Below are 25,980 nucleotides of genomic sequence, written 5' to 3' on the forward strand. Positions count from 1 at the left end.
TTTTCGCTGTGCTATCAGAGTCCAGAGATGCTTGGAAAATGCGGCAGTATCCGTTAAAGACGAACGATGTTCAACACATCGCCCGACAGGCTGACTTGTACCCCGGCCCCCCACAGCGGATCGCGGCGCAAATCTTCCGAAACCTTGTACTGGCCTGCGATGGACACTAGCTCAGCGGTCAACTGCTGGCAAAAAATACGGGCCTTGGTGTCACCTTTTATGCCGGCCAGGGCACGACCACGCATGGGGCCGTATACATGGATGTTTCCATCGGCGAGAAGTTCCGCCCCCGGGCTGACCGGGGCGATGACGACAAGGTCGCCACCCTGGGCGTAAATCTGCTGCCCGCCCCGTACGGGAGAGGTGATGATCTTTGTCGGCTTGATCGTCGGCTCCGGCGGTTTCTCCGGTTTTTTCTTCTCTTCGCCGACCAACGGGTCGAGCGGACGCTCGCGGGCACCCGACGGCGGCAGTACTGGCAGTTCAATGGCGATTGCCGCGGCGATGTCTTCGATACGGCTGGCACGGATCGCCAGGGTGCGCAGGCCATGCTGGCGGCACACGCGCATCAGCCCGGGCAGGTCGACCGCGCCCTGGCCGGCCGGGAGCTTGTCCAGGGCCAGCACCAGCGGTGCATTGTTGAAGAAGTTCGGCGCCAGGGCGACCTTGGCGGCGAGCTGGCGGTCCAGGGCATCAAGGTCGTTGCGGGCCAGTTCCAGCACGGTAATGGCGAGCATGCTGCCTTTCAACTGGAACACGGGATCTTGGTCTAGCGGTTCGGTTTGGCTCATGGTCGGCAAAGCGGCTTGTCACGAAAAGTGTCGAGACTTATAACGAGAACATCCGCTAGCCGCAAGCCGGGTCGAACCGTTGTAGAATGCGCGGCCGTTGTCTTTACCGGAATCTTGAATGGATCGCCCGCGTTTTCGAGCTGTATTTTTTCATCCGCGCTTCTGGCTGTTATGGCTGGGGCTGGGTTTGCTGTGGCTGATTGTGCAGTTGCCGTACCGGGCTTTACTGGGGATTGGCCGTGCCTTGGGGGCGGGAATGTACCGGGTGGCCGGTGAACGTCGACGTATCGCCGCACGAAACCTGGAACTGTGCTTCCCGGAAAAGTCCGCTAAAGAGCGTAAACATTTGCTCAAGGAAAACTTTGCCTCCACCGGCATCGCGTTCTTCGAGATGGCCATGAGCTGGTGGTGGTCCAAGCCGCGCCTGGCGCGCCTGGCCCATGTCGAAGGGCTGGAGCACCTCAAGCAGGCGCAACTGGAAGGCAAGGGCGTGATCCTCATGGCCCTGCATTTCACCACCCTGGAAATCGGCGCCGCCTTGCTCGGGCAGAAGCACACCATCGACGGCATGTACCGCGAGCACGGCAACCCCTTGTTCGATTTCGTCCAGCGCCGTGGCCGCGAGCGGCACAACCTCGACTCCCTGGCCGTAGAGCGCGAAGACGTGCGCGGCATGCTCAAGCTGCTGCGGGCCGGTCGTGCGATTTGGTACGCACCGGACCAGGACTACGGCGCCAAGCAAAGTATCTTCGTGCCATTGTTCGGCATTCAGGCCGCCACCGTGACCGCCACCAGCAAGTTCGCCCGCCTGGGCAAGGCTCTGGTGGTGCCGTTCACCCAGGAACGCCTGGCCGACGGCAGCGGTTATCGCCTGGTGATCCATCCGCCGCTGACCGACTTCCCCGGTGAAACCGACGAGATCGATTGCCTGCGCATCAACCAGTGGGTCGAAGCCTCCGTGCGCGAATGCCCCGAGCAATACCTGTGGACGCACCGCCGCTTCAAGAGCCGGCCGCCAGGTGAACCTAAACTGTATGAAAAACGCCGCCGTTGATCTGAAGTCCCCAAGCACCATGGAGTGATGCAATGCGCCCAGCTGAACCGGTCACAGGCTTGATTCTTTCCGGCGGCGGGGCGCGGGCCGCCTATCAGGTGGGGGTACTGGCGGCGATAGCCGAGTTGTTGCCGCCGGGCGCGGCCAATCCGTTTCCGGTGATCGTCGGCACCTCGGCCGGGGCGATCAATGCGGTGAGCCTGGCCAGTGGCGCCATGGACTTTACCGCCGCCATCCAGCGCCTGACCGCCTTCTGGCAGGGCTTTCGCAGCCACCTGGTGCTGCGCAGCGACTGGCCCGGGGTGATCAGCCAGGCCAGTCGATTCCTTGTCCACAGCCTGCTGGGGATGGGGGCGCAGGTGCCAGTGGCGCTGCTCAACAGTTCGCCGCTGCGGGACTTGTTGCGCGACAAACTGCACCTGGAAGGCATCGCGCAGTCGATCCGCGAGAAACACCTTCATGCTGTGGCGGTGACCGCGTTCGGATACGAGTCCGGGCAAGCCGTGACCTTCTATCAGGGCGGCGGCACCATCGATGCCTGGTTGCGGCATCGGCGCATCGGCATTCCCACCCAATTGACCGTTGAACACTTGCTGGCCAGCTCGGCGATTCCGTTGCTGTTTGCGCCGGTCAAACTCGGCCAGGAATATTTTGGTGACGGGGCGGTGCGCCAGTCGGCGCCGATCAGTCCTGCGTTGCACCTGGGCGCCAGCCGCGTGCTGGTGGTGGGGGTCAGTGGCAACCCGCGTGGCAACGATCCATCGAACCCGGCGCGCACCTTCACCGGCCAGGAGCCGACGTTGGCGCAGATCGGCGGGCACATGCTCAACAGCACGTTCATCGACAGCCTGGAAAGCGATATCGAATTGCTCGAGCGCCTGAACCAGTTCAGCCACGTGTTGCCGGCCAACGCGGCGATACAAGGTTTGGCGCCAGTGGAAGTATTGGTGATCGCTCCCAGTCAGCCAATCGACGAAATTGCGGCACGTCACCGCCAGGAATTGCCGGCGGCATTGCGCCTGTTTCTGCGCGGGCCGGGGGCGACCAAAACCAGTGGCGCGGGGGTGCTCAGCTACCTGCTGTTCGAGGCGGGGTATTGCAGCGAATTGATCGAGCTGGGAAGGCGGGATGCGCTGGCCAAGCGCGAAGAGTTGCAGCGGTTCCTGGGCCTGACACCGGACTGAATGTGGGAGCGGGCTTGTGTGGGAGCGGGCTTGCTCGCGAATGCGGTGTGTCAGTCGCCAGATGTATTGACTGACCCACCGTATTCGCGAGCAAGCCCGCTCCCACATAAACCCGATTCCACAGGGGATAGGCGGTGTGGTTAGAAGTGGTACTTCACCAACAGGCTCGCAGTGTCCTGGTTGGTCTCGAACGCGCCGCTGTCCTGGATCCCGTACTTGTTCTTCCAGTAGTCGTATTCGATACCGACATACAACTGCTTCTCGCCCCAATGCAACGCCTTGCCCAGGTCATATTTGATCTGCGGGTTGAAGTGCAGGTTGGCGTGGTAAGTGCCGCGGGCGTTCTTGTCGTTATCCACCACCCAGTCCATGAAGCCGTCGATCAGCACATTGGAGTTGCCCACCGGGATCGTGTACGACCACACCGGTGTGATCTGCCATACGCCGTCACCCGGGCGATTGCCTTCGGTCTGGCGCTGGTAGAAGTTCAGCTGGAAGTAGTCGAAACCAGGGATTGCCAGGTCGAAGCCCGGGCCGAGCAAGTACGACTCGTTGTCGCCTTCGCCGAACTCGTAAGTGAACGCCAGCAACACGTCCTTGATCGGACCGAACGACAAGTCCTTGTCGAAAATCTTGCCGAACGACAAGCGTGGGCTGAACTCACCGTAGTAAGTACTCGGGCCGACATTGCCGTCTTCCTTGCCGTTGTAAAAGATGCGGTCGAGGAAGAAGAAGTTGTCGCCGTACTTCCACGCATCGGCGTGTTCGAAGGTCACGGTTTGCTGGATCTGCGGGTTAACAGTGAAGTTCTTGCCCCACAGATAAGTCAGGCTGTTGTTCTGCCACTGCAGCAGATCACCGGCCATGGCCTGGCCCCCGGCCAGCAGGGATCCTGCCAGCATCAGGCTGTTCACGGTACGTTTCATTCGGTTGCTCCCGAGGTAAAGGTTTCTGGTTTTTTTTCTAAGCGGACGCTCTGGTGTGGCGTCTTTTGGCTTGCCGCAAAAATCGTCTGTTCGGTCAGCTTTGATGCTTTTAGCAAGAGCTGCGCCAAGGTGTTTAAAAAGCCAAAAAATCCCCGTCGGCTGTGATGAACACAGTCGAATTCGGAGAGTTTTTGCACACGTTGGCTGCGGACGTGGGGCCCGGATAAGTTGGCCTTGCAGTCAGCTTTTACATTCGCTGTTTTTTTTTGAGTCGATTTGAGCGGGCGCCGAGAATACTGACTCCCAGGCCTGTGCTCAAGTGCGCCGTTAAAGAGCGCGCGGGGCGAGAATGGGGCACGGCGCGTGGCCGGCCCCGGGTGAATGGCGTACATGGTGTGTTCCCTGATCGTTATTGTTTTTGTTGTGACGCAGGAATCAATGTGGGTGTGCGTGAGCGCTTGGGGCAGCGCGTTCGGCGCCACCCAGGATGTTGAACAACAGGTTCAGCGACAGCGCGCTGATCGTGGCCATGGCGATGCCGCTGTGAGTGATCGGGCTCATCCATAGCGGCAGCTGTGCAAAGAATTCGGGACGTACCACCGGGATCAATCCCATGCCGATACTCACCGCCACCAGCAACTGGTTACGACGGTCGGCAATGTCGGCTTCCTGGAGGATCTTGATCCCGGTGGCTGCCACCATGCCGAACATGGCAATCGCCGCGCCGCCCAGCACTGCGGGTGGAATCGACGCTACCAAAAAGGCGGCCTTGGGCAGCAGGCTCAGCACAATCAGGAACGCGCCGGCCACGATCGTCACCGAACGGCAGCGCACGCCGGTCATCTGCACCAGGCCGATGTTCTGCGCGAACGAGGAGTGGGTGAAGGTGTTGAAGAACCCGGCAAAAAACGATGCGCCGGCGTCACACAACAGGCCACGGCGGAGCATTTTCGGCGTGACTTCCTGGCCGGTGATCTTGCCCAGGGCGAGGAACATCCCGGTGGACTCGACGAAGATGATCACCACCACCAGGCACATCGACAGGATCGGCGCCAACTCGAACTTGGGCATGCCGAAATGCAGTGGCGTCACCACTTGCACCCACGGGGCGCGCGCCAGGCCGCTGAGGTCGACCATGCCGATCATCCCGCACAGCCCGTAGCCGAGGGCCATGCCGATCAGCACCGAGATATTCACCCAGAAGCCGCGCATGAAACGGTTGATCAGCAGGATGGTGGCCAGCACCAGCGCGGCAATCGCCAGGTAAATCGGTGAGCCAAACGTGGACGCCGCTGCGCCACCGCCGGCCCAATTGACCGCGACGGGAAACAGCGAAAGACCAATGGCGGTGATCACGGTACCGGTCACCAGCGGTGGAAAGAAGCGCACGACCTTGGACATGAACGGCGCGATCACCATGCCGAAAAAACCGGCGGCGATGGTCGCACCGAAGATCCCCTGCAGACCGATGCCGGGCATGCCGGCCATGGCCACCATGCTGCCGACAGCGGCGAAACTGGCGCCCATCATCACCGGCATACGAATGCCTACCGGGCCGATGCCGAAGGACTGGACCATGGTTGCGATGCCCGCCACCAGCAGGTCGGCGTTGATCAGGAAGGCGATTTCTTCACGGCTCAGGCCCGCGGCCTGGCCGATGATCAAAGGCACGGCGACGGCGCCACCGTACATCAGCAAGACGTGTTGCAGGCCTACCAGAATCAGTTGCAAGAGGGGCAGCCGCACCATGGCGGGCGCGGCAGGAGTCTGCGTTTCTAGCTGGGACATGCAACACCTCGGATCTTTTTATTGTTGTGTTGTTCGGCATTCAATTGCCGGGTGGAACTCATTCGTCAAAGCACACCGCAGATCCCATGTGGGAGCGGGCTTGCTCGCGAACGCGGTGGTTCAGTCACCTGAAGTGTTGAATGACACACCGCATTCGCGAGCAAGCCCGCTCCCACACTAGTCCTGCGTTAATCAGTCAGTTGGTACGCGCCCCCTGAGTGATCCAGGTGCCAATCAAGTCCCGTTCCTGCTGGGTCATCTGGGTGATATTGCCCAGCGGCATGATCTGGCTGGCCACGGCCTGTGCCTGGATGCGCGGGGCCATTTGCTGGATCTGCTGCGGCGTATCAAACATCACCCCGGCCGGCGCGGTGCTGAACAACGGACTTGTCGGCTTGGCCGAATGGCACACCGCGCAGCGCTCCTGGATCACCCCGTGGACCTTGTCAAAATCAATCGATGCCTGGGCCGGTGCTGCTTCGGCAGGTGCCGGTGCAGGTGCCGCTGGAGCAGCCGGTTTAAGCCCGCCACCCAACGCCGTTTCCGGCAGCGGCTGGTACTCGATGGCCGCAGGAGCCTTGGCCACATCCGGTGCAGTCGCCACCGGTTTTGGGCCGGTCACGTAGGCCAGGCAAATCATCGCCAGCGCGCCAACCGGCAAGGTCCAGGCATATTTCTGGCTGTTATGACGGGTGTTGAAGTAGTGACGCACCAACACCGCCGCCACCGCGATACCTGCGAGGATCAGCCAGTTGTATTGGCTGCCGTAGGTGCTCGGGAAGTGGTTGCTGATCATGATGAACAGCACCGGCAAGGTGAAGTAGTTGTTGTGGCGCGAACGCAGCAAACCCTTGGCCGGCAGTGCCGGGTCGGGTGTGCGGTTTTCCGCGATGGCCGCCACCAGCGCACGCTGGGCCGGCATGATGATGCGGAACACGTTGCCCACCATGATGGTGCCGATCACGGCGCCCACGTGCAGGTACGCACCACGACCGCTGAACACTTTGCTGAAGCCGTACGCGGCGGCAATCAACAGCACGAACAGGATCAGGCCGAGCAGGGCGGGGCGCTTGCCCAGTGCCGAGTCGCACAGAAAGGAGTAGATGAACCAGCCGGCCAGCAGCGAGCCGAGGCCCAGCAACACACCTTCCGGACCGCTGAGGCTGCTGCCCGGGGCCAGCAGGTACAAGGTCGGGTTGGCGTAGAACACCACGCACAGCAGCGCGATGCCGGACATCCAGGTGAAGTAGGCTTCCCATTTGAACCAGTGCAGGTTGTCCGGCATGGTCGGCGGGGCCAGTTTGTATTTTTCCAGGTGGTAGATACCGCCACCGTGGATCGCCCACAAGTCACCGGCGAGGCCGTCCTTGGGGTTGACGCGGTTGAGGTTGTTTTCCAGCCAGACGAAGTAGAACGAAGCGCCGATCCAGGCGACGCCAGTGATCATGTGAACCCAGCGCACGCTCAGGTTCAGCCATTCCATCAAATGTGCTTCCACAGTCTTTACCTCTCGCCTGTCACTCTGTCGTCGAGTGATCAGACCTTCTCTTATTGGTGGGGGGCGAGGATCAACCGCTCATCCTCTTTGAAAAAATGCTCATCGCAGTTATTGCCTGTGCCACTGCGATCAACCACCAGGAAGTCATCCCGCTTTTCGATCGTCAGCACCGGGTGGTGCCAGACGCCGCGATGGTAATTAATGCCCTGCCTGCCGTTGGTAACGAAGGCGCGGACCAAGCCCGATACAGGTTCATCGCCAAGTGGCGCGACCACGATCAGAAAGGGGTTGCCGAGCAGCGGGATGAAAGCCTGGCTGCCCAGCGGGTGTCGTTCCAGCATGCACACGGTCAGCGGCATGTCCTGCGCGTCGGCGCGGAAGATGCTGATGATCGCGTTATCTTCTGGCGTGGCGGTTTCAACCGTCGCCAGTTTATGAAAGCGCATGGTCGACCCGTTGTTGATCATGAAGTGATCGCTGCCATCGGTTTCGATAACGTCTCCGAAAGGGGCGAAGGCTTCTTTGGTCAGGGGTTCGATCATCAGTGTGCGCATGGCTGTCTTCTTAATCTTGTGTATGGATCGTTCCCACGCTCTGCGTGGGAACGCCGCCCTGGACGCTCTGCGTCCGCTCTTGTGACGCAGAGCGTCACGGTATGCATTCCCACGCAGAGCGTGGGAACGATCGGGTGTTACTTCGAGACCTTACCGAGAACCCGCAGGCGGCTCACACCACCATCCGGGAACACATTCAGACGAATGTGGGTGATCGGGCCCAGCGCCTTGATCTGCTCGGCAAACGTGTGTTCAGCGTGCATTTCCAGTTTCTGCGCCGGCAGCAGTTCGCGCCAGAACAGCGATTGGGTTTCGATCTGGCTGTCGGTGCCGCCCTTCACGAACGCGCCCTGGATCGAGCAAGTGTCCGGGTAGTTGCCCTTGAAGTGCAGGGTGTCGACCACGATCTTCTCGATCTCGCCCGGGTGGCCCAGTGCGACGATCACCCAGTCATTGCCCGGCGTACGACGACGTGCGGTTTCCCAGCCGTCGCCCATGTTGATGCCACGGCCCGGGTTGAGGATGTTGCTCATGCGCCCGAAGTGTTCATCGGAGCAGGCCAGTGCGCGGCCGCCGTTCAATGCAGCAGCCAGGTCCACCTGTTCGTTGTCGCCCACCGCCGACCAGTCGCGGAACGGAATGCCGTACACACGCAGACGGGCCACGCCACCATCCGGGTAGATGTTGAAACGCAGGTGGCTGAAGGCCTGGTCGTTGTTGATCTCGTGGAAGTGATGGCTGTTGCCTTGCAGCTCCACCGCCGACAGCACTTCAACCCATTGGGTGTTGTCATCCGGCTCGCCGGACGCCAGGAAGCAGGCTTCCAGGGACGCCGATGGCGGGAAGTTGCCGGTGAAGAATGAAGTGTCGATGTCCACGCCTTTGATCGAACCCGGTACGCCCAGGCGGATAACTGCGCTGTCGTAGCCTTCGAAGCGCTTGCGGCGCGACTCCCAGCCGTCCATCCACTTGCCGTTGTCATCGAAAACGCCCTCCTTCCACACGGCCGGGGTCGGCTGGAACAGGCGGTTGGCGTCGGCGAACCAGTCATCGGTGACAGAGATGATCTTTGTGCCCAGGCGGGCGTCGGCCAGGTTGACGAACTTTTCGAAAGGTACGGGTTGCGCTTTCATTCTTCTTGTCTGCCTTAAAGTAAGTGGCTTGGGATGCTCGCCAGGCCCTGGGCGTTCATGAACCGCTCGGGCCAGGTCTGCTAAAGGGTCAGTAATCGGAACAACGCGATTTTATTGATCTCGGCCAGCGCACATTTGAACTCGGCTTCCACCGAGTTGTGAATGCGCGTTTCAAACGCGGCAAGGATCTGGTGCCGGTTGCTGCCTTTTACCGCCATGATGAAGGGAAACTTGAACTTGGCCTTGTAGCCATCGTTCAGCTCGGTGAAGCGCGAAAACTCGTCGCTCGAGCATTGGTGAATACCGGCGCCAGCCTGTTCATTAGTGCTGGCTTCGGTCAACTGGCCCTGGACGGCCGCTTTGCCCGCCAGGTCCGGGTGAGCGTTGATCAGGGCCAGTTGACTGGTGTGATCGGCGCTCAACAGGATGTCGCTCATGCGCTGGTGCAGGGTTTCGATCTCGTCGATCGAAGCGTCCTGGCCCAGGTCGAAGGCCTTTTCGGCCACCCATGGCGAATGTTCGTAGATGTCGGCGAAGGCTGCGACGAATTCGTCGCGGCTCAGGGTCGACGGTTTCAGGGTTTGGAACGCGGTCATTTGGCGGCTCCCTGGAAAGGGTGTACGTCATGCCAGTGACGGGCGATGTCGACGCGGCGGGTAAACCACACCTGGTCATGGCCCTTGGCGTATTCGATAAACCGCTTGAGGGCGGCCAGGCGCGCCGGGCGGCCGATCAGGCGGCAGTGCAAACCGATGGAGAGCATTTTCGGTGCGTCCGCGCCTTCGGCATACAGCACGTCGAAGGCGTCTTTCAGGTATTCGAAAAAGTCGTCGCCCTTGTTGAAACCCTGGACCTGGGTGAAACGCATGTCATTGGTGTCCAGGGTGTAGGGGATCACCAGGTGCGGCTTGCCGGTCGGGTTGTTGGGTTCCCAGTAGGGCAGGTCGTCGTCATAGGTGTCGCAGTCATAGAGGAAGCCGCCTTCCTCCATCACCAGCCGCCGGGTGTTGGGGCCGGTGCGGCCGGTGTACCAGCCCAGTGGGCGCTCGCCGGTGAGTTCGGTGAGGATGCGGATCGCTTCGAGCATGTGCTCGCGTTCCTGGGCCTCATCCATGTATTGGTAGTCGATCCAGCGGTAGCCGTGGCTGCAGATCTCGTGGCCGGCGGCGACCATCGCGCGGATCACATCCGGGTGGCGCTGGGCGGCCATGGCCACGGCGAAGATGGTCAGCGGGATATCGAATTCCTTGAACAACTTGAGGATGCGCCACACGCCGGCACGGCTGCCGTATTCGTACAGCGATTCCATGCTCATGTTGCGCTCGCCTTGCAGCGGTTGCGCCGAGACCATCTCGGACAGGAAGGCTTCCGACTCTTTGTCGCCGTGCAGGATGTTGCGCTCACCACCTTCTTCGTAGTTGAGTACGAACGACAGGGCGATACGGGCCTTGCCCGGCCAGTGTGGGTGAGGAGGGTTACTGCCGTAACCGATCAGGTCGCGTGGGTAGTCAGCGCTCACTGCAGTCTTCCTTCTTGTTCGTGGTAGCGGTGTGTGTGGCGGCCGGGCAGCGGAAAGACTGGGTGGCGTCACAACGATGACTGATTGTATACAACTTAGTGTGCACTTTGTAAGCCTGTATTTCTGCATTTTTTCCGCAGGGTCTTTGCAGAATAGCACTGCAAGAAACCTGCCTGACTGGTCAGCTAAATTGAAAAAAACCTCATTCACTGTAGGAGCGAGCTTGCTCGCGAAAAACCTGAGAGCGCCTCGTTAACCCTGAAGCGCTGCGTTATCGTTAACGATCTTCGCGAGCAAGCTCGCTCCTACAGTATCGGCGTCAGCAACGGAACGCAGGCTTGTTGAATTTATTGTGTACAATTTTTTTGAAAAGTGTCTTAATCAGCCATCGCCGGCTTTTTCAGTGACCTGAAAAGGTGCGGTCTTTCACTTTTTACTGACTTCGGGAGGCGCGCAGACGCTATGGGACGTTTGACCACACACGTATTGGACGCCGCGCATGGCTGCCCTGGCAGCGCAATCAAGGTTGAGTTGTACCGTGTCGAGGGCGCACAGCTTGAGCTGGTCGCCAGCACCCTGACCAACAGCGACGGCCGCTGCGATGCACCCCTGCTGCAAGGCGATGACTACCGCAGCGGTGTCTATCAGTTGCAGTTCAGCGCCGGTGATTACTACCGCGCCCGCGGTGTGCAACTGCCCGAACCTGCATTTCTCGATGTGGTGGTGCTGCGCTTCGGCATCAGCGCCGAACAGGATCACTACCACGTGCCTTTGCTGATTTCGCCTTACAGCTACTCCACCTATCGCGGTAGCTGAGTCGTCACCGCGCTTCACACCCCCAAAGCTCTTCGTTGGTTTTTCGCCCGCTCACACTGCGGGCTTTTTTTCGCCTGCTGATTGCACCATAAAGGCGGCCCCGATCGTCAGTGCGATCGGGGCTGGATCTTCAGCGGCTCAATAGCGACGCAGCGCCGGCGCCTGTGAACAAGCCCGCGCTGATCCGGTTGAACCAGCTCTGGCCCCTGCCGCTGCGCAGGTAGCGCGCGGCGCCATGGGCGCCGAGGCCGTAGGCCAGTTTGCACAGCAGGTCGAGCACGGTCCAGGTGGCGATCATGATCAGCAACTGCGGCAAAAAGGCCTGCTGGGCACTGAGGAATTGCGGCAGGAAGGCGGCGAAAAACAGGATGTCCTTCGGGTTGCTGGCGCCCAGCACAAAGGCCCGGCCAAACAGCGCACGAAAACGCGGGGTGGCGGCCACTTGCGGTACGTCGGCGACGTGGGCCGGTTGCCGGGATTGCTGCCAGCTCTGCCAGGCGAGATAGAACAGGTACAGCGCGCCGACGATCTTCAGGGCGCTGAACAGCTGTTCCGATGCCAGCAACAACGCACCCAAACCCAGCGCCGAGGCGCTCAGCAGGCAGATGGAAGCAATCACCCCGCCGAGAAAGGCCGGGTACGAACGGCGCAGGCCGTAGTTCAGGCTGTTGCTGATCATCAGCAAGGACAGGGGGCCGGGGATCAGGATCACCACCAGCGCAGCGCCGCTGAACAGCAGCCAGGTTTCCAGACTCATTGCATTCCTCCATTCGTACAAAAGCCCCACCCGACGGGGTGAGGCAGGGTCAAGCGGGTTGGCCTACAGGAACGCGAACTTGGCGATGAAGATCGCGCAAAGCACCCACAGGCTGATGGAAATTTCCCTGTGTTTACCCGTGCCGGCCTTCAGCGCCACGTAGGTGATAAAACCCAGGGCGATGCCGTCGGCCACCGAGAAGGTCAGGGGCATCATGATCGCCGTGACGATCGCCGGAATGCTGTCGGTGGCGTCGTCCCAATTGATATGGGCCATGCCGCTCATCATCAGCATCGCCACATAGATCAACGCGCCGGCGGTGGCATAGGCCGGAATCATGCCAGCCAGCGGGGCAAAAAACATCGCTGCGATAAACAGCACACCCACGGTGACGGCGGTCAGCCCGGTACGGCCACCGGCGGCAACCCCGGCGGCGCTTTCCACGTAACTGGTGACTGGCGGCACGCCGACCATGGCGCCGAACACGCTGGAGGCGCTGTCGGCTTTCAGGGCGCGGGAGAGGTTTTCGATCTTGCCGTCGGCATTCACCAGGCCTGCGCGCTGGGCCACGCCCATCAGGGTGCCGGCGGTGTCGAACATGTGCACAAACAGGAAGGCGAACACCACGCTGATCATGCTGACGTTGAACACGCCCATCACGTCCATGGCCATCCAGGTCGGCGCCAGGCTTGGCGGGGTGGCCAGGATGCCGTGGTACTCCACCAGGCCCAGGCCCCAACCGGCGAGGGTCACGGCGATGATGCTGATCAGGATCGCGCCGAATACCCGGTGGTAGCTGAGGATCGCAATCAACAGGAAGCAGATGGCCGCCAGCAATGGGGCGGGTTCATGCAGGGAGCCGAGCTTGATCAGGGTGGCCGGGCTTTGCACGATGATGCCGGCGGTTTTCAGGCCGATCACCCCGAGAAACAATCCGACGCCGGCGCCCATGGCATGGCGCAGGCTCACCGGAATGCTGTTGAGCAGCCACTCGCGAATGCGTGACAGCGTCAGGATCATGAACAACACACCGGAGATAAACACCGCACCCAGTGCCGTCTCCCAGTTGTAGCCCATGGTCCCGACCACGGTGTAGGTGAAAAACGCGTTCAGGCCCATGCCCGGCGCCAGGCCTACTGGCCAGTTGGCGTACAGGCCCATCAGCAGGCAACCCAGCGCGGCGGCGATGCAGGTGGCGACAAACGCCGCGCCGTGATCGATGCCGGCGTCGGCCATGATGTTGGGGTTGACGAAGATGATGTAGGCCATGGTGATAAAGGTCGTGAGGCCAGCGATCAGCTCGGTCTTCACTGTGGTGCCATGCAAGCGGAGTTTGAACAGGCGTTCCAGCCAACCGTTGTGGGTTGGCGAGAGGTCGAGCGTAGGGGCTTCGGATTTGCGGCTTTCCACAGCAAGTACTCCTCAAGAGTTTTATTGTTATTTCCAGCGCCGGACACATGAGTGGGCAGCAGCGCTTTGAGGTACCAGCGGGTTTTGTTGACCAATAGGTCAGGAACTCGCACGAAGCGAATTATGCTTTTGTATACAAATAAAGCAAATAATGTTTTCTATTTTGTGTGCGAAAGGGGATGAAAGGCAATTCAGGATTGGCCACTGAGTGCCTTGTTTACCGCCAGCCAGCCTTCTACCGCCGTCTCGCCTGCCTCGGCAAACGCCCGTTGCAGCAGCTTTACCTGTTCGCGCCGCAGCGATTGTTCGAAACGCCGGCCTTCCTCGGTCAACTCCAGCAGGCGCTTACGCTTGTCGGTCTCGGACGCCACGCTGTCCACCAGGTGCATCTCCTGCAGTTGGCGCAACGGCATATTCAGCGCCTGTTTGCTCACGCCGAGCAGTTCCAGCAGCTCCTTGACGCTCAAGGCCGGGTAGCGCGCGATAAAAAACACGATGCGTTGATGCACCCGGCTCAAGCCGCGGCGCTCCAGCATTTCGTCAGCCTTGGCGGTGAACGCCTGGTAGCCGAAGAAGAAGGCTTCCATGGCGGTTTGCTGGCTGGTCTGGTTTTTAAGGTCAAGCATATTGACGTATCTGCCCAAGTCGTCGTAATTTCGGTCAAGCAGTTTGACGTATTTTCCCCAGGCTTTGCTACCGGTGACCCTTATGGCCTTCTCAGAACGTGTTTCGCGTCTTAAAAGCTCCCTGATCCGTGAAATCCTCGCGGCGGCGCAAAAGCCGCAGGTGATGTCCTTCGCCGGTGGCCTGCCGGCCGAAGTGATGCTGCCCACGCTGGATTGGGAAGGCATGCCGCTGAATATCGGCCAATACGGCATGAGCGAAGGCGAGCCACAGTTGCGTGAATTGCTGGCGGCCGAGGCGCGGGTGCTGGGTATTGCCTGCGATGCGCGCCAGGTCATGGTGGTCAGCGGCTCCCAGCAAACCCTGGACCTGGCGGCCAAGCTGTACATCGACAAGGGCACCAAAATCCTCCTGGAAGGCCCGACTTACCTTGCGGCATTGCAGATTTTCCAACTGTTCGGCGCCGATTGCCTGACCGTACAGCTTGAGGCGGACGGTCCGGACCTCAGAGCCTTGCGCAGCAGCCTTGAGCAGCATCGCCCGTCCTTCGTCTACCTGATCCCGACGTTCCAGAACCCTTCGGCGGTGCGCTACAGCGATGCCAAGCGCGAGGCCGTCGCCGCGTTGCTGGACGAGTTTGGCGTAACCCTGATCGAAGACGAACCCTACCGCGAACTGACCTTCGACGGCGGCAGCGCGCAACCCATCGTCAGTCGGCTGAAAAAGGCCAGCTGGATCTACACCGGCACCGTATCCAAGACCTTGTTGCCCGGCCTGCGGGTCGGCTACCTGATCGCCAGTCCGGACCTGTTCCCGCACCTGCTCAAACTCAAGCAATCAGCCGACCTGCACACCAACCGCGTTGGCCAGTGGCAGGCGATGCAATGGATCGGCACCGAGAAATACCAGCATCACCTGGTAGCGTTGCGCAGCTTTTACCGAGGCCGGCGCGACGCTTTCCAGGCTGCACTGGCGCGGCATTTCAGCGACCTGGCCGACTGGCAAATACCCCAGGGCGGATTATTCTTCTGGCTGACCTTGAAACAGCCGCTCGATACCCGCACCTTGTTGGCACCTGCGCTCGACCAGGACATCGCGTTCATGCCCGGTGAACCGTTCTTTTCCGAGCCGGACAATCATCACGGTCACCTGCGGCTCAATTTCAGCCATATCGACCCGGCGCGCTTGGACGAAGGTCTCAAGCGTCTCGCTGCGGTGGTCCGTCAAGCACAGCACGCGCAAGCGGCATAGGGGAGCCTCCATGTACAAGGTCTACGGCGATTACAAATCGGGCAACTGCTACAAAGTCAAACTCATGCTCAGCCTGTTGGGCATCGACTATGAGTGGATCGATGTCGACATCCTGAAGGGCGACACCCAGACCGCGGAGTTCCTGGCCAAGAACCCCAACGGCAAGATCCCGGTGCTGGAGCTGGAAGACGGCACCTGCCTGTGGGAGTCCAATGCGATTCTCAACTTCCTGGCCGATGGCAGCGAGTTCCTGCCCAGCGAACCGCGCCTGCGCACCCAGGTTCTGCAGTGGCAGTTTTTCGAGCAGTACAGCCACGAGCCATACATCGCGGTGGCGCGGTTTATCCAGTTTTACCTGGGGCTGCCGGAAGATCGCCTGGAGGAATATAAGAAGCTGCACAAGGGCGGTTATAAAGCCCTGAAGGTGATGGAGCGCCAGTTGCAATTGACACCGTATCTGGTGGGCGACCAATTCTCGATTGCCGACGTGGCGCTGTATGCCTACACCCATGTGGCGGATGAAGGTGGCTTTGACCTGAGCGCCTATCCAGGCGTGCAGGCGTGGTTGAAGCGCGTGGCCAGCCATCCCAAGCATGTGCCGATGCTGGGCTGAAATGCGGTCAAAAATGTGGGAGCGGGCTTGCTCGCGAAGGCGGTGTACCAGTCAGCACATGTATTGGCTGACCCACCGCCTTCGCGAGCAAGCCCGCTCCCACATTTAGTTTTGCGGTGCGCCAGGTAATTCTTCACTGAGCAACTCAAAACAGCGCTGCGCCGCTGGGCTCAACGGCTGTCCACTGCGACTGATCAACCCGATCTCCCGGTTCACCCCCGGATGATCAATGGTAATCCGCTTCAACCCCTCCAGACTGTCCGCCGCCGATTCCGGCAACACACTGATCCCCAAGCCCTGCCGCACCAACGCCAACACGGTCGACATGTAGTTGGCCTCCATCCCCGCGAGCATCGTCAGGCGTGTTTCATCGAACAACGCGTCCACCTGTTCCCGCACGCTGCTGTCGCGGCCGGTGAGGATGATCGGCTGGTCGGCCAGTTGCTCCAGGCTCAACTTTGCAAAACGAGTCAGCGGATGATCCAGCGGCACGAACGCACATAACCGATCATTCAGCACCGGCACAAACGCCAGTCCATGACTCAGCCGCGCCCGCACACCAATACCGAAATCCACCTCGCCCGAACGCACTTGCGCATGAATGCGGTGAGCAACCAGGTCATGCAAGCGCACCTCGATCCCGGCAAAACGTTCGCGAAACAGGCGCAGGGCGGGAGGTAACGCGCCGGCGCACACGGAGGGCAGGGCGGCGATGGTCACCACGCCTCGTCGTAGCGCTGCCAGGTCACGGGAGCCGGTGACGATGTTGTCCAGGTCCAGCAGCAATTTCTCCATCGGCCCGCGTGCATCCAGCCCGGCAGCGGTGATGCTGACGTGGCGCGGGCTGCGGTCGAGCAGCGCGACGCCCAACCATTCCTCCAGTTGTTGCACCTGCACGGTCAGCGCCGAGGGCGACAAATGCAGTTCGTTGGCGGCCTTGGTAAAGCTGCCCGTGCGGGCAACGGCGAGAAACGCCTGGATATGCTGGATCGAATTTTTCATTTTTATTTTGCTCGAGCGTTTTGTTTTTTCGAATGTGGAGTGCCGAATATTCCAATTTACAAAGCCTAACGCGATTCCAATACTCCAGGGAAAACAATAACCGGCCGAAAACGCCGTTCTGGAGCTACCCCATGCTCGCTACCCTGGGTGTCATCACCATCCTGTGCCTGCTCACTGCCGTCATGAGCAAACGCCTGTCGCCACTGGTGGCCCTGATCGCCTTGCCGATCATCGCCGCGCTGCTGGGCGGTTTCGGCCTGCAAACCAGCGCCTTCATCATCACCGGCATCAAGAACGTCGCCCCCGTGGTGGGGATGTTTGTGTTTGCGATCCTGTTCTTCGGGATCATGACCGATGCCGGCATGCTGGATCCAATCATTGATCGCATTCTGCGCACGGTAGGGACGCGTCCTACAAGGATTGTCGTCGGTACCGCGACCCTGGCCCTGCTGGTGCACCTCGACGGCTCCGGCGCGGTGACCTTCCTGGTGACGGTGCCGGCGATGCTGCCGCTGTACACGCGGCTGGGAATTGATAAACGCATCCTCGCGTGTGTGGCGGCGATGGCGGCCGGGGTCAACTTCCTGCCGTGGACCGGCCCGGTACTGCGTTCCTCGGCGGCGCTGCACGTGCCGGTGGCGGACTTGTTCCAGCCGCTGATCCCGGTGCAGATCGTTGGCCTGGTCTTTGTATTCGCCTGCGCCTGGTGGCTGGGCCACCGGGAAGAAAAACGCCTGGGCCTGGGCGCTGGTTCCAGCGTGGACGCCGTGCCGCAACGGGTGCTCAGCGACGATGACATTGCCCTGCGTCGCCCGCGGCTGTTCTGGGTCAACCTGGTCCTGACGGTACTGGTGATGGTGGTGATGATCGCCGGTTGGGTCGACCCGGTGGTGATGTTCATGCTCGGCACCGTGGTGGCGCTGTGCATCAACTACCCGAACGTCGACGCCCAGCGCGCGCGGATCGACGCCCACGCAAAAACCGCCCTGACCATGGCCAGCATCCTGCTCGCCGCCGGTGTGTTCACCGGCATCATGCAAGGCACCGGCATGCTCAAGGCCATCGCCGAAGTGGCGGTGGCGCAGATTCCGGCGGGCCACGGCAAGTTGATCCCGGCGGTGGTGGGCTTCCTGTCGATGCCGCTGAGCATGCTGTTTGACCCGGATTCCTACTACTTCGGCGTGATGCCGGTGATCGCCGAAGTCGGCAAGGCCTTGGGCGTCGACCCGCTGCAAGTGGCCCAGGCCTCGTTGCTGGGCGTGCACACCACCGGCTTTCCGGTCAGCCCGTTGACGCCGGCGACCTTCCTGTTGGTGGGCCTGTGCAAGATCGAATTGGCCGATCACCAGCGCTTCACCATCCCCTTTCTGTTTGCCGCGTCGGTGTTGATGACCCTGACGGCTTTGCTCCTGGGAGTGATTTGAAATGAAAACCTTGCGCATCGGTTCCGGTGCCGGCTACTCCGGCGACCGTATCGAACCTGCGGTGGAATTGGCCGAACAGGGCGACCTGGATTACCTGGTCTTCGAATGCCTGGCCGAACGCACCATCGCCCTGGCGCAACAGGCGCGGATAAGCGATCCACAAGGCGGTTACGACCCGCTGTTGAGTGAGCGCATGCGCCGCGTGCTGCCCTTTGTCGGCCAGCCTGACGGGCGCCGGCGCCTGCGGGTAATCACCAATATGGGCGCGGCCAATCCGGTGGCGGCGGCGGTTGAAGTGCGGCGGATTGCCAGTGAACTGGGGCTTAACCTCAAGGTGCTGGCGGTGGTTGGCGATGACGTGCTTGAGACCTTGCGTGCCCAGCCGGAGCAGTTGCTCGACAACGGCCAGACCCTTGGCTCGTTGGGCGAGCGATTGATTTCCGCGAACGCCTATTTGGGCGCCGACGGCATTATCGACGCCTTGCGCGCCGAGGCCGACGTGGTGATCACCGGCCGGGTGGCAGACCCTTCGCTGTTCCTGGCGCCGCAGATGTTCGAATTCGGCTGGGCTGCGGATGATTGGCAACGGCTGGGACGTGGCACGCTGGTGGGGCATTTACTGGAATGTGCGGGGCAGGTCAGCGGCGGCTACTTTGCCGATCCGGGTTTCAAGGACGTGGACGATCTGGCACGCCTGGGCTTTCCATTGGCCGAGATTGACCCAGACGGCGAGGCCTTGATCACCAAGGTCGCAGGTTCCGGTGGGCGGGTCAGCCGTGCCACGTGCACCGAACAATTGATCTACGAAGTGCACGACCCGGCGGCCTACCTCACACCGGACGTGTGCGCGGATTTTTCCCAGGTGGCGTTTACCGAAGAAGCCGTGGACCGGGTGCGTGCCCACGGCGCGAGCGGACGGCCACGTCCCGAAGCGTTGAAAGTCAGCGTCGGTTATCTGGACGGCTGGATCGGTGAGGGGCAGATTTCCTACGGTGGTCCGGGCGCGGTCGCTCGTGCGCAACTGGCTCGCGATGTGGTCCTGAAACGCTTGGAGTTGACCGGTGTGCGCATGCAGGACGTGCGTGCCGAATTGATCGGCGTCGACTCCCTGCACGGCCCGCGCAGCACGGTTGAACCGTGGGAAGTGCGCCTGCGCATCGCCGCCCGCTGCGCAGAACGCAGCGAGGCGGTGCGTGTCGGCAATGAAGTGGAAACTCTCTACACCAACGGCCCGTCCGGCGGCGGTGGCGCCAGCAAGAGCCTGCGCCAGGTGGTGGCGGTGGCATCGTTGCTGCTGCCTCGTCACGCGGTCAACCCGAGGATCGAAGCATGAAGTTGCACACCCTGGCCCACTCCCGAACGGGAGACAAGGGCGACACCTCGAACATCTCGATCATCGCGTATCGGGCCGAGGACTATCCGCTGCTCTGCGAGCAACTCACGGCTGAGGTGGTGGCGGCGTTTTTTGCGCCGTTGCTGGAGGCGGGTGCCGCACCGGTGCGGCGTTATGAACTGCCCAATGTGCAGGCACTGAACTTCGTGTTGCCGGGGATCCTGCGAGGCGGGGTGACGCGGTCGCTGGCGCTGGACGCCCATGGCAAGTGCCTGGGCTCAGCGTTACTGGATCTTGAATTGGCAATACCAAACTAATGTGGGAGCGGGCTTGCTCGCACACTGGATCCTCGCTGTTTGTCAGACCGCCGCAAACCGCTTGTCGAGGTAATCGATGATCACCTTGGAGTCGTACATCCAGGTGGTCTGGCCGTTCTCTTCGATGCGCAGGCATGGCACCTTGATCTTGCCGCCTTGCTCCAGCAGGGTCTGGCGGTCCTGCTCGTTGTTCTTCGCATCCTTCAAGGCCACCGGCACGTTCAGGCGGTGCAGGGTGCGGCGGGTCTTCACGCAGAACGGGCAGGCGTGGAATTGATACAGGGTCAGGTCCTTGGCCGCTGCGTTCACCTGCGCCTGTTGTTCGGCAGGGCGCTGCTTTTTGCGCGGACGGGTCAGGAAGTCGCCGGCGATGATGACGTGGCCGAGGCCCACTCGAAGTGCTTTGACGAACATGGCTGAAACCTCTTGCCCTAGACTTAAGGGGGCGCAGCTTACCTGATTTTTCACAGGCGAAAAAAAACCGGCGATGAACGCCGGTTTTTCCAGGTGCCGCGTATTACTTGATCAGGCTGAGAAACTCGCTGCGGGTCGCCGCGTTTTCGCGGAACTCACCCAGCATCACCGACGTGATCATCGACGAATTCTGCTTCTCCACACCGCGCATCATCATGCACATGTGCTTGGCCTCGATCACCACTGCAACGCCCAGGGCGCCGGTGACCTGCTGGACCGCATCGGCGATCTGGCGGCTGAGGTTTTCCTGGATCTGCAGGCGGCGGGCATACATATCGACGATACGCGCGACCTTCGACAGGCCCAGCACTTTGCCGCTCGGGATATACGCGACGTGAGCCTTGCCGATAAACGGCAGCAGGTGGTGTTCGCACAGCGAGTACAACTCGATGTCCTTGACCAGCACCATTTCGCTGTTGTCAGAGCTGAACAAGGCACCGTTGGTGACTTCTTCGAGGGTCTGTTCATAACCGCGGCAGAGATACTGCATGGCCTTGGCGGCACGTTTTGGCGTGTCGAGCAGGCCCTCGCGGGAAACGTCCTCGCCGAGCTGGCCGAGGATCGCGGTGTAATTCTGTTCCAGGGACATGAAACTACCTAGTGGGATTTTCGCAAAGGGCAAGGGTACGGCGGCCAACACATCGCTGCAAGCCTGACGATGGCACTTGTTACTCGTCGCGGCCTTCCATCATGGTGCGCTTGAGCATCACATACACCGCCCCAGCGCCGCCGTGACGTGGCTGGCATGAGGTAAAACCCAGCACCTGGGAGTGTTGGCGCAACCAGGTGTTGACGTGGCTTTTGATCATCGGCCGCTTGCCGTCCAGGCGCACGGCCTTGCCGTGGGTGACGCGCACGCAGCGGATTTCGAATTTGGTGGCTTCGGCGAGGAACGCCCAGAGGGTTTCGCGGGCTTTTTCGACGGTCATGCCGTGCAGGTCGAGACTGCCCTCGAACGGGATCTGGCCGACCTTGAGCTTGCGCATCTGGCTTTCCTGCACGCCGTCGCGGGCCCACATCAACTCGTCTTCGGGACCTACATCGATAACGAATTGATCCGACAGGCCGTCCACGGTGGTGGCGTCCGTGCGCACGGTCGCGGCCTGGCGCAGCTTGGCGATCTGGGCGCGATCGGTCTTGGGTTTGCCGGTGTCGGCGCGATCATGCTTGATCGGCTTGACGCCGCGCAGCTCGTTCTTGAATAGGGAAAAATCGTCGTCTTGCATGTCAGCCTCCGCGAAGGGCGGGCAGTTTACCTAATCGCGGCGGCTTGATGCGCAACAAACGCTATCTGTGCGCCATCAGTCGTGCTTTTTCATCAGGTGCGAAGCGATGTTCAGTGACAGCGGTTGGCGCATGCGCCGACGGCAACGGCGCCACAGCCATACGCCGAACCACAGCACCAGCAGGCCGATGACCAAGAGTATTGCAGAACCGCCAGGGCTGGCATTCAGCTCGCCCAGGGCCGGTGAGTGTCCAACCAAACCAGCGCCGCCAGCAATTGCCAGTAGTACGCCACCTATCGCCAACAGCGCGGCAAAGCCGGCGCCGATGCGCAGACGCCAGTTGCTCGGGCCCTTGGGGCGCAAGCGACGAGCATCAAAACCATCGGATATCTTCATTCCGACCTTTCCTCCAGGGTATCGGCCCTTCGACCGGAAGATACACAGGTTGTTCCGGGTACAGAGGCAATTGCAGCAAATGACAGGTATTTGCGGATGAGCGGGCGGCTACCCGCTCATCGAAGGTCGATCAGATCAGATCTTTGGTCAAGGCGAGGGTGGCGAAGTTGTCAGCCATGATGGCCATTTCAGTCTGCTGCACATGGTCGGCGCTGAGGATGCCGCCCTTGTAAGGCAGGTCGCGGGTGGCGCAGGCGTCTTCCACCAGGGTGCAGCGAAAGCCCAGGTTTTTTGCCGCACGCACCGTGGTGCTGACGCTGGAGTGGCTCATGAAGCCGCAGACGATCAGGTCCAGGGAACCGAGGTCTTGCAGGTGTTTCTCCAGGCCGGTGCCGTGGAAGGCGCTGGGCAGCAGCTTGCCGATGATGGATTCGTCGGCCTGTGGCTCAAGGCCAGGAATGAACTCACCGCGCTCGCCCTGAGGGTCAAACAACCCGCCGACAGTGCCCAGGTGGCGCACATGCACGATCGGGCGCCCGGCGTTGCGCGCGGCAGCCGCCAGTTGCTTGATATGTTCGACAGCAGCGTCCATGCCCGAGAGGGCGAGGGGACCACTGAGGTATTCCTTCTGGGCGTCGATGATCACGAGGGTCGCATGGTTCAGGTTCGCCGCTGCGTAACCACGACCGCTGAGTTGAAACATCGTCTTTGGAACGGACATTCTGGGGCTCCTGTGAGTGGGGCTTTTGTGACATTGTCCTCTGGCTGAGCGCTTCTGTGAATCGCTACCATTGTAAGGTACGCCGTTGTTGGCGTGCAGCGATGTCAATAGGGCACTACGTTTAGGCAAAAACCACGTTTAAGATGAAATCCGACGTGCGGCAAAGGGTTTTTTCGTACATCGTCGGTACAGCTTAAGACTGTTAGAATCGCCGGTCGTTTTTTCCAGGAGCTTGCCCCCGTGATCACTTCCCGCCTGCGCACCTTGCGCGACCACATCCGATGGGCCGTCAGCCGTTTCCATGGGGAAGACCTGTTTTTTGGCCATGGCACCGACAACGCCTGGGACGAAGCCCGGCAACTGGTGCTCGGCGCCTTGCACCTGCCATGGGAAATTGCCGACAGTTACCTGGATTGCAACCTGGAAGAAGAGGAAATCTCCCACGTGCAACGGTTGCTGCACCGCCGTATCCACGAGCGTGTGCCGACCGCTTACCTGTTGAAGGAAGCCTGGTTCTGCGGCATGTCGTTTATCGTTGATGAGCGTGTATTGATTCCCCGCTCACCGATTGGCGAACTGATCGAAAACCGCTTCGAACCGTGGCTGGGCACACCGCCGGCACGCATTCTGGACCTGTGCACCGGTTCCGGTTGCATCGGTATTGCCTGCGCCTACGAGTTCCAGGACGCCGAAGTGGTACTGGGCGACCTGTCCTTCGAAGCGCTGGAGGTGGCCAACCAGAACATCGAGCGCCATGGCGTCGATGAGCGCGTGTATACCGTTCAGGGCGACGGCTTTGATGGTTTGCCGGGCCAGCGTTTTGACCTGATCGTGTCCAACCCGCCGTATGTCGACGCCGAAGACTTTGCCGACATGCCGGATGAATACCAGCACGAGCCGGAGTTGGGCCTGGCCTGCGGTGACGACGGCTTGAACCTGGTTCGGCGGATGCTGGCCGAGGCGGCAGATCACTTGACCGAGAAGGGCTTGCTGATTGTCGAAGTGGGCAACAGCCAGGTTCACGTCGAGGCGTTGTACCCCGAAGTGGACTTCGCCTGGCTGGAGTTCCAGCGCGGCGGGCATGGCGTGTTCATGTTGACGGCCGAGCAGTGCCGGGCGCATCAGGCGGTGTTTGCCGCCAGGGTTTAACCGCTTCCAAGTGGGTAACGCGGTCAGTGTGGGAGCGGGCTTGCTCGCGAATGCGGTGGCTCAGTCAAGATATCCGGTGACTGACACACCGCATTCGCGAGCAAGCCCGCTCCCACATTTTGATCCGGTTTCAATTGATAAACCGGATTATCGATGCGTCGCAATCCAGATCAACAACCCCGCCTGAAACACGGTAAACGCCACCAGGCACGTAATCGTGAAGCGCAACCCGCTGTCTTCGCGCTTGAACTTGGTGACTTTTTCCTCTTCCTTGCGCAGTTTCACTTCCTGTTCCGCCAGGTTCTGCTCGGCCTGTTGCAGCATCTGCGCCGCTTCCAGAATCTCCACGAACTGCAGCTTTTCGGTGTTCCAGCTGTCCAGCACATCGCTGACCTTGCCCGGCTGCACGTTGCCCTTCAAATGCTGGACATCGGCGTACGCCACATCAAAGCCCTGGATACGCAGGAAGTGATCCCGGCGCAGGCGCGTGGCTTCGTTGAGGGCGTCCTTGTTGGCCAGGTCGACGCCGTCGACGCGGTAGTGCGACCACTTCTTTTTCGCCCAGGCGGCGCCCTGGGCTACCAGGAAACGGCCGATGCCGCGGTTAGCCGGCTCGATCTCCAGGCTGTTGCCCGGGCCAAAGTGCACCCGATGGGTCGCGTGATCGACCCAGATATCCAAATGGTTCTGTTCCCGGCGCACCCGCTGGCCCGGCAACTGAATGACCATGCGCAGCAGGCTGTGGTCCTTGTTGTTGCGTTCGGCCCAGCCAAACTGCACAAAGCGCAGGGGCCGCACGCCCGTGGCACGGTCGGTGGCTAAAGGGGCCAGGCGCAGCATCTTGAAGTGTTCGGCCTGCACCTCCGCCCACGGTAACGCGGCCGATGCGGCGGCCTCGGTGTCAGCCGTGGTGTCGGCGGTAGGTTCGGGTGTTGCTTCGGTGTTCGTCATTCGGCGCGATCCTGTCCAAGCTCTGCGGGCCGACAGGCTTTTTGCTGTCGACCCATGGCTTATCGGCCGTTTTGCTCAGGACTGGAGGGGCAATACTCGCTTAACTGGCGCGAAGTCCGTCGATAAAGCGAACCAGGCGGGTGCCCAGTTCAGCCGCCAGCGGCAACTGCGGGTCGTTATAGGACTCCAGTTGCTGCTTCACGTTGTTGGGCACGATGCGCATCACGTGGTTCATGCCTTCGATCACCGTCAGCTCGGCGTCGGGCTTGGCCTTCTGCAATTGTTGCGCATCGGCCACGCCGACCTGCAGGTCATTGGTGCCCTGGACGATCAGCGCCGGCATGGTCAATTTGGCAAAGGCCGCCGAAGGGTCGGCGCGGAACAGGCTGATCAGATAGGGCTGCACGCTGGGGCGGAAAATGCCCTCAAGGGGTGTGGGCACATCGGCGTCCACCTGGCCGGCCTTGAGGTGATCGAGAATCTGGTTGCTGCGCAGTAACAGCGCTGGAGGCATATGGTCGGCCAGTTGCTGGCGGATCACCTGGTCCACCGGGCGCGCGCTGCCCGACAGGGAAATCATCCCGGCCGGGTTGAGCTGCGGGGCGGCGAGGGCGGCCACCAGTGCACCTTCGCTGTGGCCCAGCACAATCAGCGGGCCCATGCGTGGGTCGGCCTTGAGCAACTTGCCCCAGGCCACGGCGTCGGACACGTAGGCATCCAGGGTCAGGTTGCGTTCATCGGGGGTGGCGGCAAGGCTGGCGGCCACGCCGCGCTTGTCGTAGCGCACGCTGGCGATGTTGTGCCTGGCCAGCACCCAGGCCAGGCGCTTGAGGCTGTCGTTGCGTGCGCCGTCGGCGCTGTTGCCGTTGCGGTCGGTGGGCCCGGAGCCGGCGATGATCAGCACCACCGGCACCGGCTTGTCGGATTTGGGCAACAACAGCGAACCAAACAGCTCGCCACTGCCGGTGTCCAGGCTGATGGGCCGTTGCAGCACGACAGGGGAGGCGGCGAAGCCAAGGCTGGAAAACAGAGTGAGGGTCAAAAGCAGAACTCGCAGCATCATCGCGCC

General features: G+C 61.1%; 29 protein-coding genes. 9 read left to right on the plus strand and 20 right to left on the minus strand.

Features of this window, described 5'->3' with window-relative positions; translation table 11 throughout:
- Nucleotides 1-53: 53 nt before the first annotated feature.
- Nucleotides 54-791, minus strand: coding sequence for a septum site-determining protein MinC (gene minC / locus HX821_RS10985; protein WP_003209099.1), 738 nt, complete (start codon nt 789-791; stop codon nt 54-56).
- Between the two features lie 118 nt (nt 792-909).
- Between minC and HX821_RS10990 the strand changes: the two genes are divergently transcribed.
- Both HX821_RS10990 and HX821_RS10995 read left to right on the plus strand, forming a co-directional pair.
- Complete coding sequence (locus HX821_RS10990; RefSeq protein ID WP_003209101.1) at nt 910-1,845, plus strand: lipid A biosynthesis lauroyl acyltransferase; 936 nt, start codon at nt 910-912, stop codon at nt 1,843-1,845.
- A gap of 32 nt (nt 1,846-1,877) precedes the next feature.
- A complete protein-coding gene (locus HX821_RS10995; RefSeq protein WP_008432180.1) occupies nt 1,878-3,029 on the plus strand; it encodes a patatin-like phospholipase family protein in 1,152 nt (383 codons plus the stop codon).
- A gap of 140 nt (nt 3,030-3,169) precedes the next feature.
- On the opposite strand, the gene HX821_RS11000 is transcribed toward HX821_RS10995, so the two are convergent.
- The 8 genes from HX821_RS11000 to puuE all read right to left on the minus strand — a co-directional run bounded on the left by HX821_RS11000 (nt 3,170) and on the right by puuE (nt 10,447).
- Complete coding sequence (locus HX821_RS11000) at nt 3,170-3,955, minus strand: outer membrane protein OmpK (RefSeq protein ID WP_003209104.1); 786 nt, start codon at nt 3,953-3,955, stop codon at nt 3,170-3,172.
- The gene (locus HX821_RS11005; RefSeq protein ID WP_177009495.1) at nt 3,952-4,347 is read right to left on the minus strand and encodes a hypothetical protein; all 396 of its coding nucleotides are present in this window, start codon (nt 4,345-4,347) and stop codon (nt 3,952-3,954) included. The genes HX821_RS11000 and HX821_RS11005 overlap by 4 nt, the downstream gene beginning before the upstream one ends.
- 43 nt (nt 4,348-4,390) lie before the next feature.
- On the minus strand, nt 4,391-5,743 hold the full coding sequence (locus HX821_RS11010) for a nucleobase:cation symporter-2 family protein (protein ID WP_087694784.1): 1,353 nt from the start codon (nt 5,741-5,743) through the stop codon (nt 4,391-4,393).
- 196 nt (nt 5,744-5,939) lie between these two features.
- Entirely contained in the window at nt 5,940-7,241 is a 1,302-nt protein-coding gene (locus HX821_RS11015; protein ID WP_087694785.1) for a urate hydroxylase PuuD, read from the minus strand.
- A 50-nt stretch (nt 7,242-7,291) separates the two neighbouring features.
- Entirely contained in the window at nt 7,292-7,795 is a 504-nt protein-coding gene (locus HX821_RS11020) for an ureidoglycolate lyase (RefSeq protein WP_003209110.1), read from the minus strand.
- A gap of 137 nt (nt 7,796-7,932) precedes the next feature.
- Entirely contained in the window at nt 7,933-8,928 is a 996-nt protein-coding gene (alc, locus tag HX821_RS11025) for an allantoicase (protein ID WP_003209112.1), read from the minus strand.
- 80 nt (nt 8,929-9,008) lie between these two features.
- Nucleotides 9,009-9,524: a 2-oxo-4-hydroxy-4-carboxy-5-ureidoimidazoline decarboxylase gene (uraD, locus tag HX821_RS11030; protein ID WP_177035740.1), complete on the minus strand. Its 516-nt coding sequence runs from the start codon at nt 9,522-9,524 to the stop codon at nt 9,009-9,011.
- Nucleotides 9,521-10,447: an allantoinase PuuE gene (gene puuE / locus HX821_RS11035; RefSeq protein ID WP_008432189.1), complete on the minus strand. Its 927-nt coding sequence runs from the start codon at nt 10,445-10,447 to the stop codon at nt 9,521-9,523. Before puuE ends, uraD begins: the two co-directional genes overlap by 4 nt.
- A 462-nt stretch (nt 10,448-10,909) precedes the next feature.
- Here puuE and uraH point away from each other — a divergent pair, with 462 nt between their 5' ends.
- On the plus strand, nt 10,910-11,263 hold the full coding sequence (gene uraH / locus HX821_RS11040) for a hydroxyisourate hydrolase (RefSeq protein WP_003209117.1): 354 nt from the start codon (nt 10,910-10,912) through the stop codon (nt 11,261-11,263).
- 130 nt (nt 11,264-11,393) lie between these two features.
- Here uraH and HX821_RS11045 read toward each other — a convergent pair whose 3' ends face one another.
- The 3 genes from HX821_RS11045 to HX821_RS11055 all read right to left on the minus strand — a co-directional run bounded on the left by HX821_RS11045 (nt 11,394) and on the right by HX821_RS11055 (nt 14,056).
- Nucleotides 11,394-12,020 (minus strand): LysE family translocator, encoded by a 627-nt coding sequence (locus HX821_RS11045; RefSeq protein ID WP_008432192.1) that lies wholly within the window; start codon nt 12,018-12,020, stop codon nt 11,394-11,396.
- Nucleotides 12,021-12,083: 63 nt separating this feature from the next.
- Nucleotides 12,084-13,430 (minus strand): NCS2 family permease, encoded by a 1,347-nt coding sequence (locus HX821_RS11050; protein ID WP_177035741.1) that lies wholly within the window; start codon nt 13,428-13,430, stop codon nt 12,084-12,086.
- 191 nt (nt 13,431-13,621) lie between these two features.
- Nucleotides 13,622-14,056, minus strand: a complete 435-nt coding sequence (locus HX821_RS11055; RefSeq protein ID WP_003212841.1) for a MarR family winged helix-turn-helix transcriptional regulator — start codon at nt 14,054-14,056, stop codon at nt 13,622-13,624.
- Between the two features lie 82 nt (nt 14,057-14,138).
- On the opposite strand from HX821_RS11055, the gene HX821_RS11060 reads away from it, so the two are divergent.
- Nucleotides 14,139-15,305 carry a PLP-dependent aminotransferase family protein gene (locus HX821_RS11060; RefSeq protein WP_134326011.1) on the plus strand — a complete coding sequence of 389 codons (1,167 nt, stop codon included), beginning with the start codon at nt 14,139-14,141 and terminating at the stop codon, nt 15,303-15,305.
- Between the two features lie 10 nt (nt 15,306-15,315).
- Entirely contained in the window at nt 15,316-15,918 is a 603-nt protein-coding gene (locus HX821_RS11065; protein WP_008432197.1) for a glutathione S-transferase family protein, read from the plus strand.
- Nucleotides 15,919-16,023: 105 nt separating this feature from the next.
- On the opposite strand, the gene HX821_RS11070 is transcribed toward HX821_RS11065, so the two are convergent.
- Nucleotides 16,024-16,920, minus strand: coding sequence for a LysR family transcriptional regulator (locus HX821_RS11070; protein WP_003213144.1), 897 nt, complete (start codon nt 16,918-16,920; stop codon nt 16,024-16,026).
- 131 nt (nt 16,921-17,051) lie between these two features.
- Here HX821_RS11070 and HX821_RS11075 point away from each other — a divergent pair, with 131 nt between their 5' ends.
- From HX821_RS11075 to HX821_RS11085, 3 genes are read left to right on the plus strand one after another with little or no spacing between them, the layout of a single operon-like run.
- Nucleotides 17,052-18,344 (plus strand): CitMHS family transporter, encoded by a 1,293-nt coding sequence (locus HX821_RS11075; protein WP_003213142.1) that lies wholly within the window; start codon nt 17,052-17,054, stop codon nt 18,342-18,344.
- Between the two features lies 1 nt (nt 18,345).
- Entirely contained in the window at nt 18,346-19,677 is a 1,332-nt protein-coding gene (locus tag HX821_RS11080) for an acyclic terpene utilization AtuA family protein (protein WP_003213141.1), read from the plus strand.
- A complete protein-coding gene (locus HX821_RS11085) occupies nt 19,674-19,994 on the plus strand; it encodes a hypothetical protein (RefSeq protein WP_087694789.1) in 321 nt (106 codons plus the stop codon). The genes HX821_RS11080 and HX821_RS11085 overlap by 4 nt, the downstream gene beginning before the upstream one ends.
- 42 nt (nt 19,995-20,036) lie before the next feature.
- Here HX821_RS11085 and HX821_RS11090 read toward each other — a convergent pair whose 3' ends face one another.
- From HX821_RS11090 to HX821_RS11110, 5 genes are all read right to left on the minus strand, one after another.
- The gene (locus HX821_RS11090; RefSeq protein ID WP_063031984.1) at nt 20,037-20,408 is read right to left on the minus strand and encodes a glutathione S-transferase N-terminal domain-containing protein; all 372 of its coding nucleotides are present in this window, start codon (nt 20,406-20,408) and stop codon (nt 20,037-20,039) included.
- 103 nt (nt 20,409-20,511) lie between these two features.
- Entirely contained in the window at nt 20,512-21,057 is a 546-nt protein-coding gene (folE, locus tag HX821_RS11095) for a GTP cyclohydrolase I FolE (protein ID WP_003204506.1), read from the minus strand.
- Nucleotides 21,058-21,136: 79 nt separating this feature from the next.
- Nucleotides 21,137-21,694: a Smr/MutS family protein gene (locus HX821_RS11100; RefSeq protein ID WP_003213135.1), complete on the minus strand. Its 558-nt coding sequence runs from the start codon at nt 21,692-21,694 to the stop codon at nt 21,137-21,139.
- A 75-nt stretch (nt 21,695-21,769) separates the two neighbouring features.
- A complete protein-coding gene (locus HX821_RS11105; RefSeq protein WP_003213133.1) occupies nt 21,770-22,090 on the minus strand; it encodes a hypothetical protein in 321 nt (106 codons plus the stop codon).
- A gap of 130 nt (nt 22,091-22,220) precedes the next feature.
- On the minus strand, nt 22,221-22,811 hold the full coding sequence (locus tag HX821_RS11110; RefSeq protein WP_177035742.1) for a cysteine hydrolase family protein: 591 nt from the start codon (nt 22,809-22,811) through the stop codon (nt 22,221-22,223).
- A gap of 240 nt (nt 22,812-23,051) precedes the next feature.
- Between HX821_RS11110 and prmB the strand changes: the two genes are divergently transcribed.
- Nucleotides 23,052-23,960 carry a 50S ribosomal protein L3 N(5)-glutamine methyltransferase gene (prmB, locus tag HX821_RS11115; RefSeq protein ID WP_003213129.1) on the plus strand — a complete coding sequence of 303 codons (909 nt, stop codon included), beginning with the start codon at nt 23,052-23,054 and terminating at the stop codon, nt 23,958-23,960.
- A gap of 147 nt (nt 23,961-24,107) precedes the next feature.
- On the opposite strand, the gene HX821_RS11120 is transcribed toward prmB, so the two are convergent.
- Nucleotides 24,108-24,911 carry a hypothetical protein gene (locus tag HX821_RS11120; RefSeq protein WP_003213127.1) on the minus strand — a complete coding sequence of 268 codons (804 nt, stop codon included), beginning with the start codon at nt 24,909-24,911 and terminating at the stop codon, nt 24,108-24,110.
- A 100-nt stretch (nt 24,912-25,011) separates the two neighbouring features.
- Complete coding sequence (locus HX821_RS11125) at nt 25,012-25,974, minus strand: alpha/beta hydrolase (protein WP_177035743.1); 963 nt, start codon at nt 25,972-25,974, stop codon at nt 25,012-25,014.
- Nucleotides 25,975-25,980 lie beyond the last annotated feature (6 nt).

This window comes from Pseudomonas sp. B6001 (assembly GCF_013386015.1).
Taxonomy (GTDB): Bacteria; Pseudomonadota; Gammaproteobacteria; order Pseudomonadales; family Pseudomonadaceae; genus Aquipseudomonas.

What these genes read in the sequence shown, in the direction of transcription:
- HX821_RS11075 (WP_003213142.1), top strand. Translation starts at nt 17,052, where the DNA reads ATGCTCGCTACCCTGGGTGTCATCACCATCCTGTGCCTGCTCACTGCC.
- HX821_RS10995 (WP_008432180.1), top strand. Translation starts at nt 1,878, where the DNA reads ATGCGCCCAGCTGAACCGGTCACAGGCTTGATTCTTTCCGGCGGCGGG.
- HX821_RS11065 (WP_008432197.1), top strand. Translation starts at nt 15,316, where the DNA reads ATGTACAAGGTCTACGGCGATTACAAATCGGGCAACTGCTACAAAGTC.
- HX821_RS11045 (WP_008432192.1), bottom strand. Translation starts at nt 12,020, where the DNA reads ATGAGTCTGGAAACCTGGCTGCTGTTCAGCGGCGCTGCGCTGGTGGTG.
- HX821_RS11005 (WP_177009495.1), bottom strand. Translation starts at nt 4,347, where the DNA reads ATGTACGCCATTCACCCGGGGCCGGCCACGCGCCGTGCCCCATTCTCG.
- alc (WP_003209112.1), bottom strand. Translation starts at nt 8,928, where the DNA reads ATGAAAGCGCAACCCGTACCTTTCGAAAAGTTCGTCAACCTGGCCGAC.
- uraD (WP_177035740.1), bottom strand. Translation starts at nt 9,524, where the DNA reads ATGACCGCGTTCCAAACCCTGAAACCGTCGACCCTGAGCCGCGACGAA.
- HX821_RS11110 (WP_177035742.1), bottom strand. Translation starts at nt 22,811, where the DNA reads ATGTCCGTTCCAAAGACGATGTTTCAACTCAGCGGTCGTGGTTACGCA.
- HX821_RS11125 (WP_177035743.1), bottom strand. Translation starts at nt 25,974, where the DNA reads ATGATGCTGCGAGTTCTGCTTTTGACCCTCACTCTGTTTTCCAGCCTT.
- HX821_RS11120 (WP_003213127.1), bottom strand. Translation starts at nt 24,911, where the DNA reads ATGACGAACACCGAAGCAACACCCGAACCTACCGCCGACACCACGGCT.
- HX821_RS11090 (WP_063031984.1), bottom strand. Translation starts at nt 20,408, where the DNA reads ATGTTCGTCAAAGCACTTCGAGTGGGCCTCGGCCACGTCATCATCGCC.
- HX821_RS11010 (WP_087694784.1), bottom strand. Translation starts at nt 5,743, where the DNA reads ATGTCCCAGCTAGAAACGCAGACTCCTGCCGCGCCCGCCATGGTGCGG.
- HX821_RS11020 (WP_003209110.1), bottom strand. Translation starts at nt 7,795, where the DNA reads ATGCGCACACTGATGATCGAACCCCTGACCAAAGAAGCCTTCGCCCCT.
- HX821_RS11070 (WP_003213144.1), bottom strand. Translation starts at nt 16,920, where the DNA reads ATGAAAAATTCGATCCAGCATATCCAGGCGTTTCTCGCCGTTGCCCGC.
- HX821_RS10990 (WP_003209101.1), top strand. Translation starts at nt 910, where the DNA reads ATGGATCGCCCGCGTTTTCGAGCTGTATTTTTTCATCCGCGCTTCTGG.
- folE (WP_003204506.1), bottom strand. Translation starts at nt 21,057, where the DNA reads ATGTCCCTGGAACAGAATTACACCGCGATCCTCGGCCAGCTCGGCGAG.
- HX821_RS11085 (WP_087694789.1), top strand. Translation starts at nt 19,674, where the DNA reads ATGAAGTTGCACACCCTGGCCCACTCCCGAACGGGAGACAAGGGCGAC.
- HX821_RS11055 (WP_003212841.1), bottom strand. Translation starts at nt 14,056, where the DNA reads ATGCTTGACCTTAAAAACCAGACCAGCCAGCAAACCGCCATGGAAGCC.
- HX821_RS11080 (WP_003213141.1), top strand. Translation starts at nt 18,346, where the DNA reads ATGAAAACCTTGCGCATCGGTTCCGGTGCCGGCTACTCCGGCGACCGT.
- HX821_RS11100 (WP_003213135.1), bottom strand. Translation starts at nt 21,694, where the DNA reads ATGCAAGACGACGATTTTTCCCTATTCAAGAACGAGCTGCGCGGCGTC.
- uraH (WP_003209117.1), top strand. Translation starts at nt 10,910, where the DNA reads ATGGGACGTTTGACCACACACGTATTGGACGCCGCGCATGGCTGCCCT.
- HX821_RS11060 (WP_134326011.1), top strand. Translation starts at nt 14,139, where the DNA reads ATGGCCTTCTCAGAACGTGTTTCGCGTCTTAAAAGCTCCCTGATCCGT.
- HX821_RS11105 (WP_003213133.1), bottom strand. Translation starts at nt 22,090, where the DNA reads ATGAAGATATCCGATGGTTTTGATGCTCGTCGCTTGCGCCCCAAGGGC.
- HX821_RS11000 (WP_003209104.1), bottom strand. Translation starts at nt 3,955, where the DNA reads ATGAAACGTACCGTGAACAGCCTGATGCTGGCAGGATCCCTGCTGGCC.
- minC (WP_003209099.1), bottom strand. Translation starts at nt 791, where the DNA reads ATGAGCCAAACCGAACCGCTAGACCAAGATCCCGTGTTCCAGTTGAAA.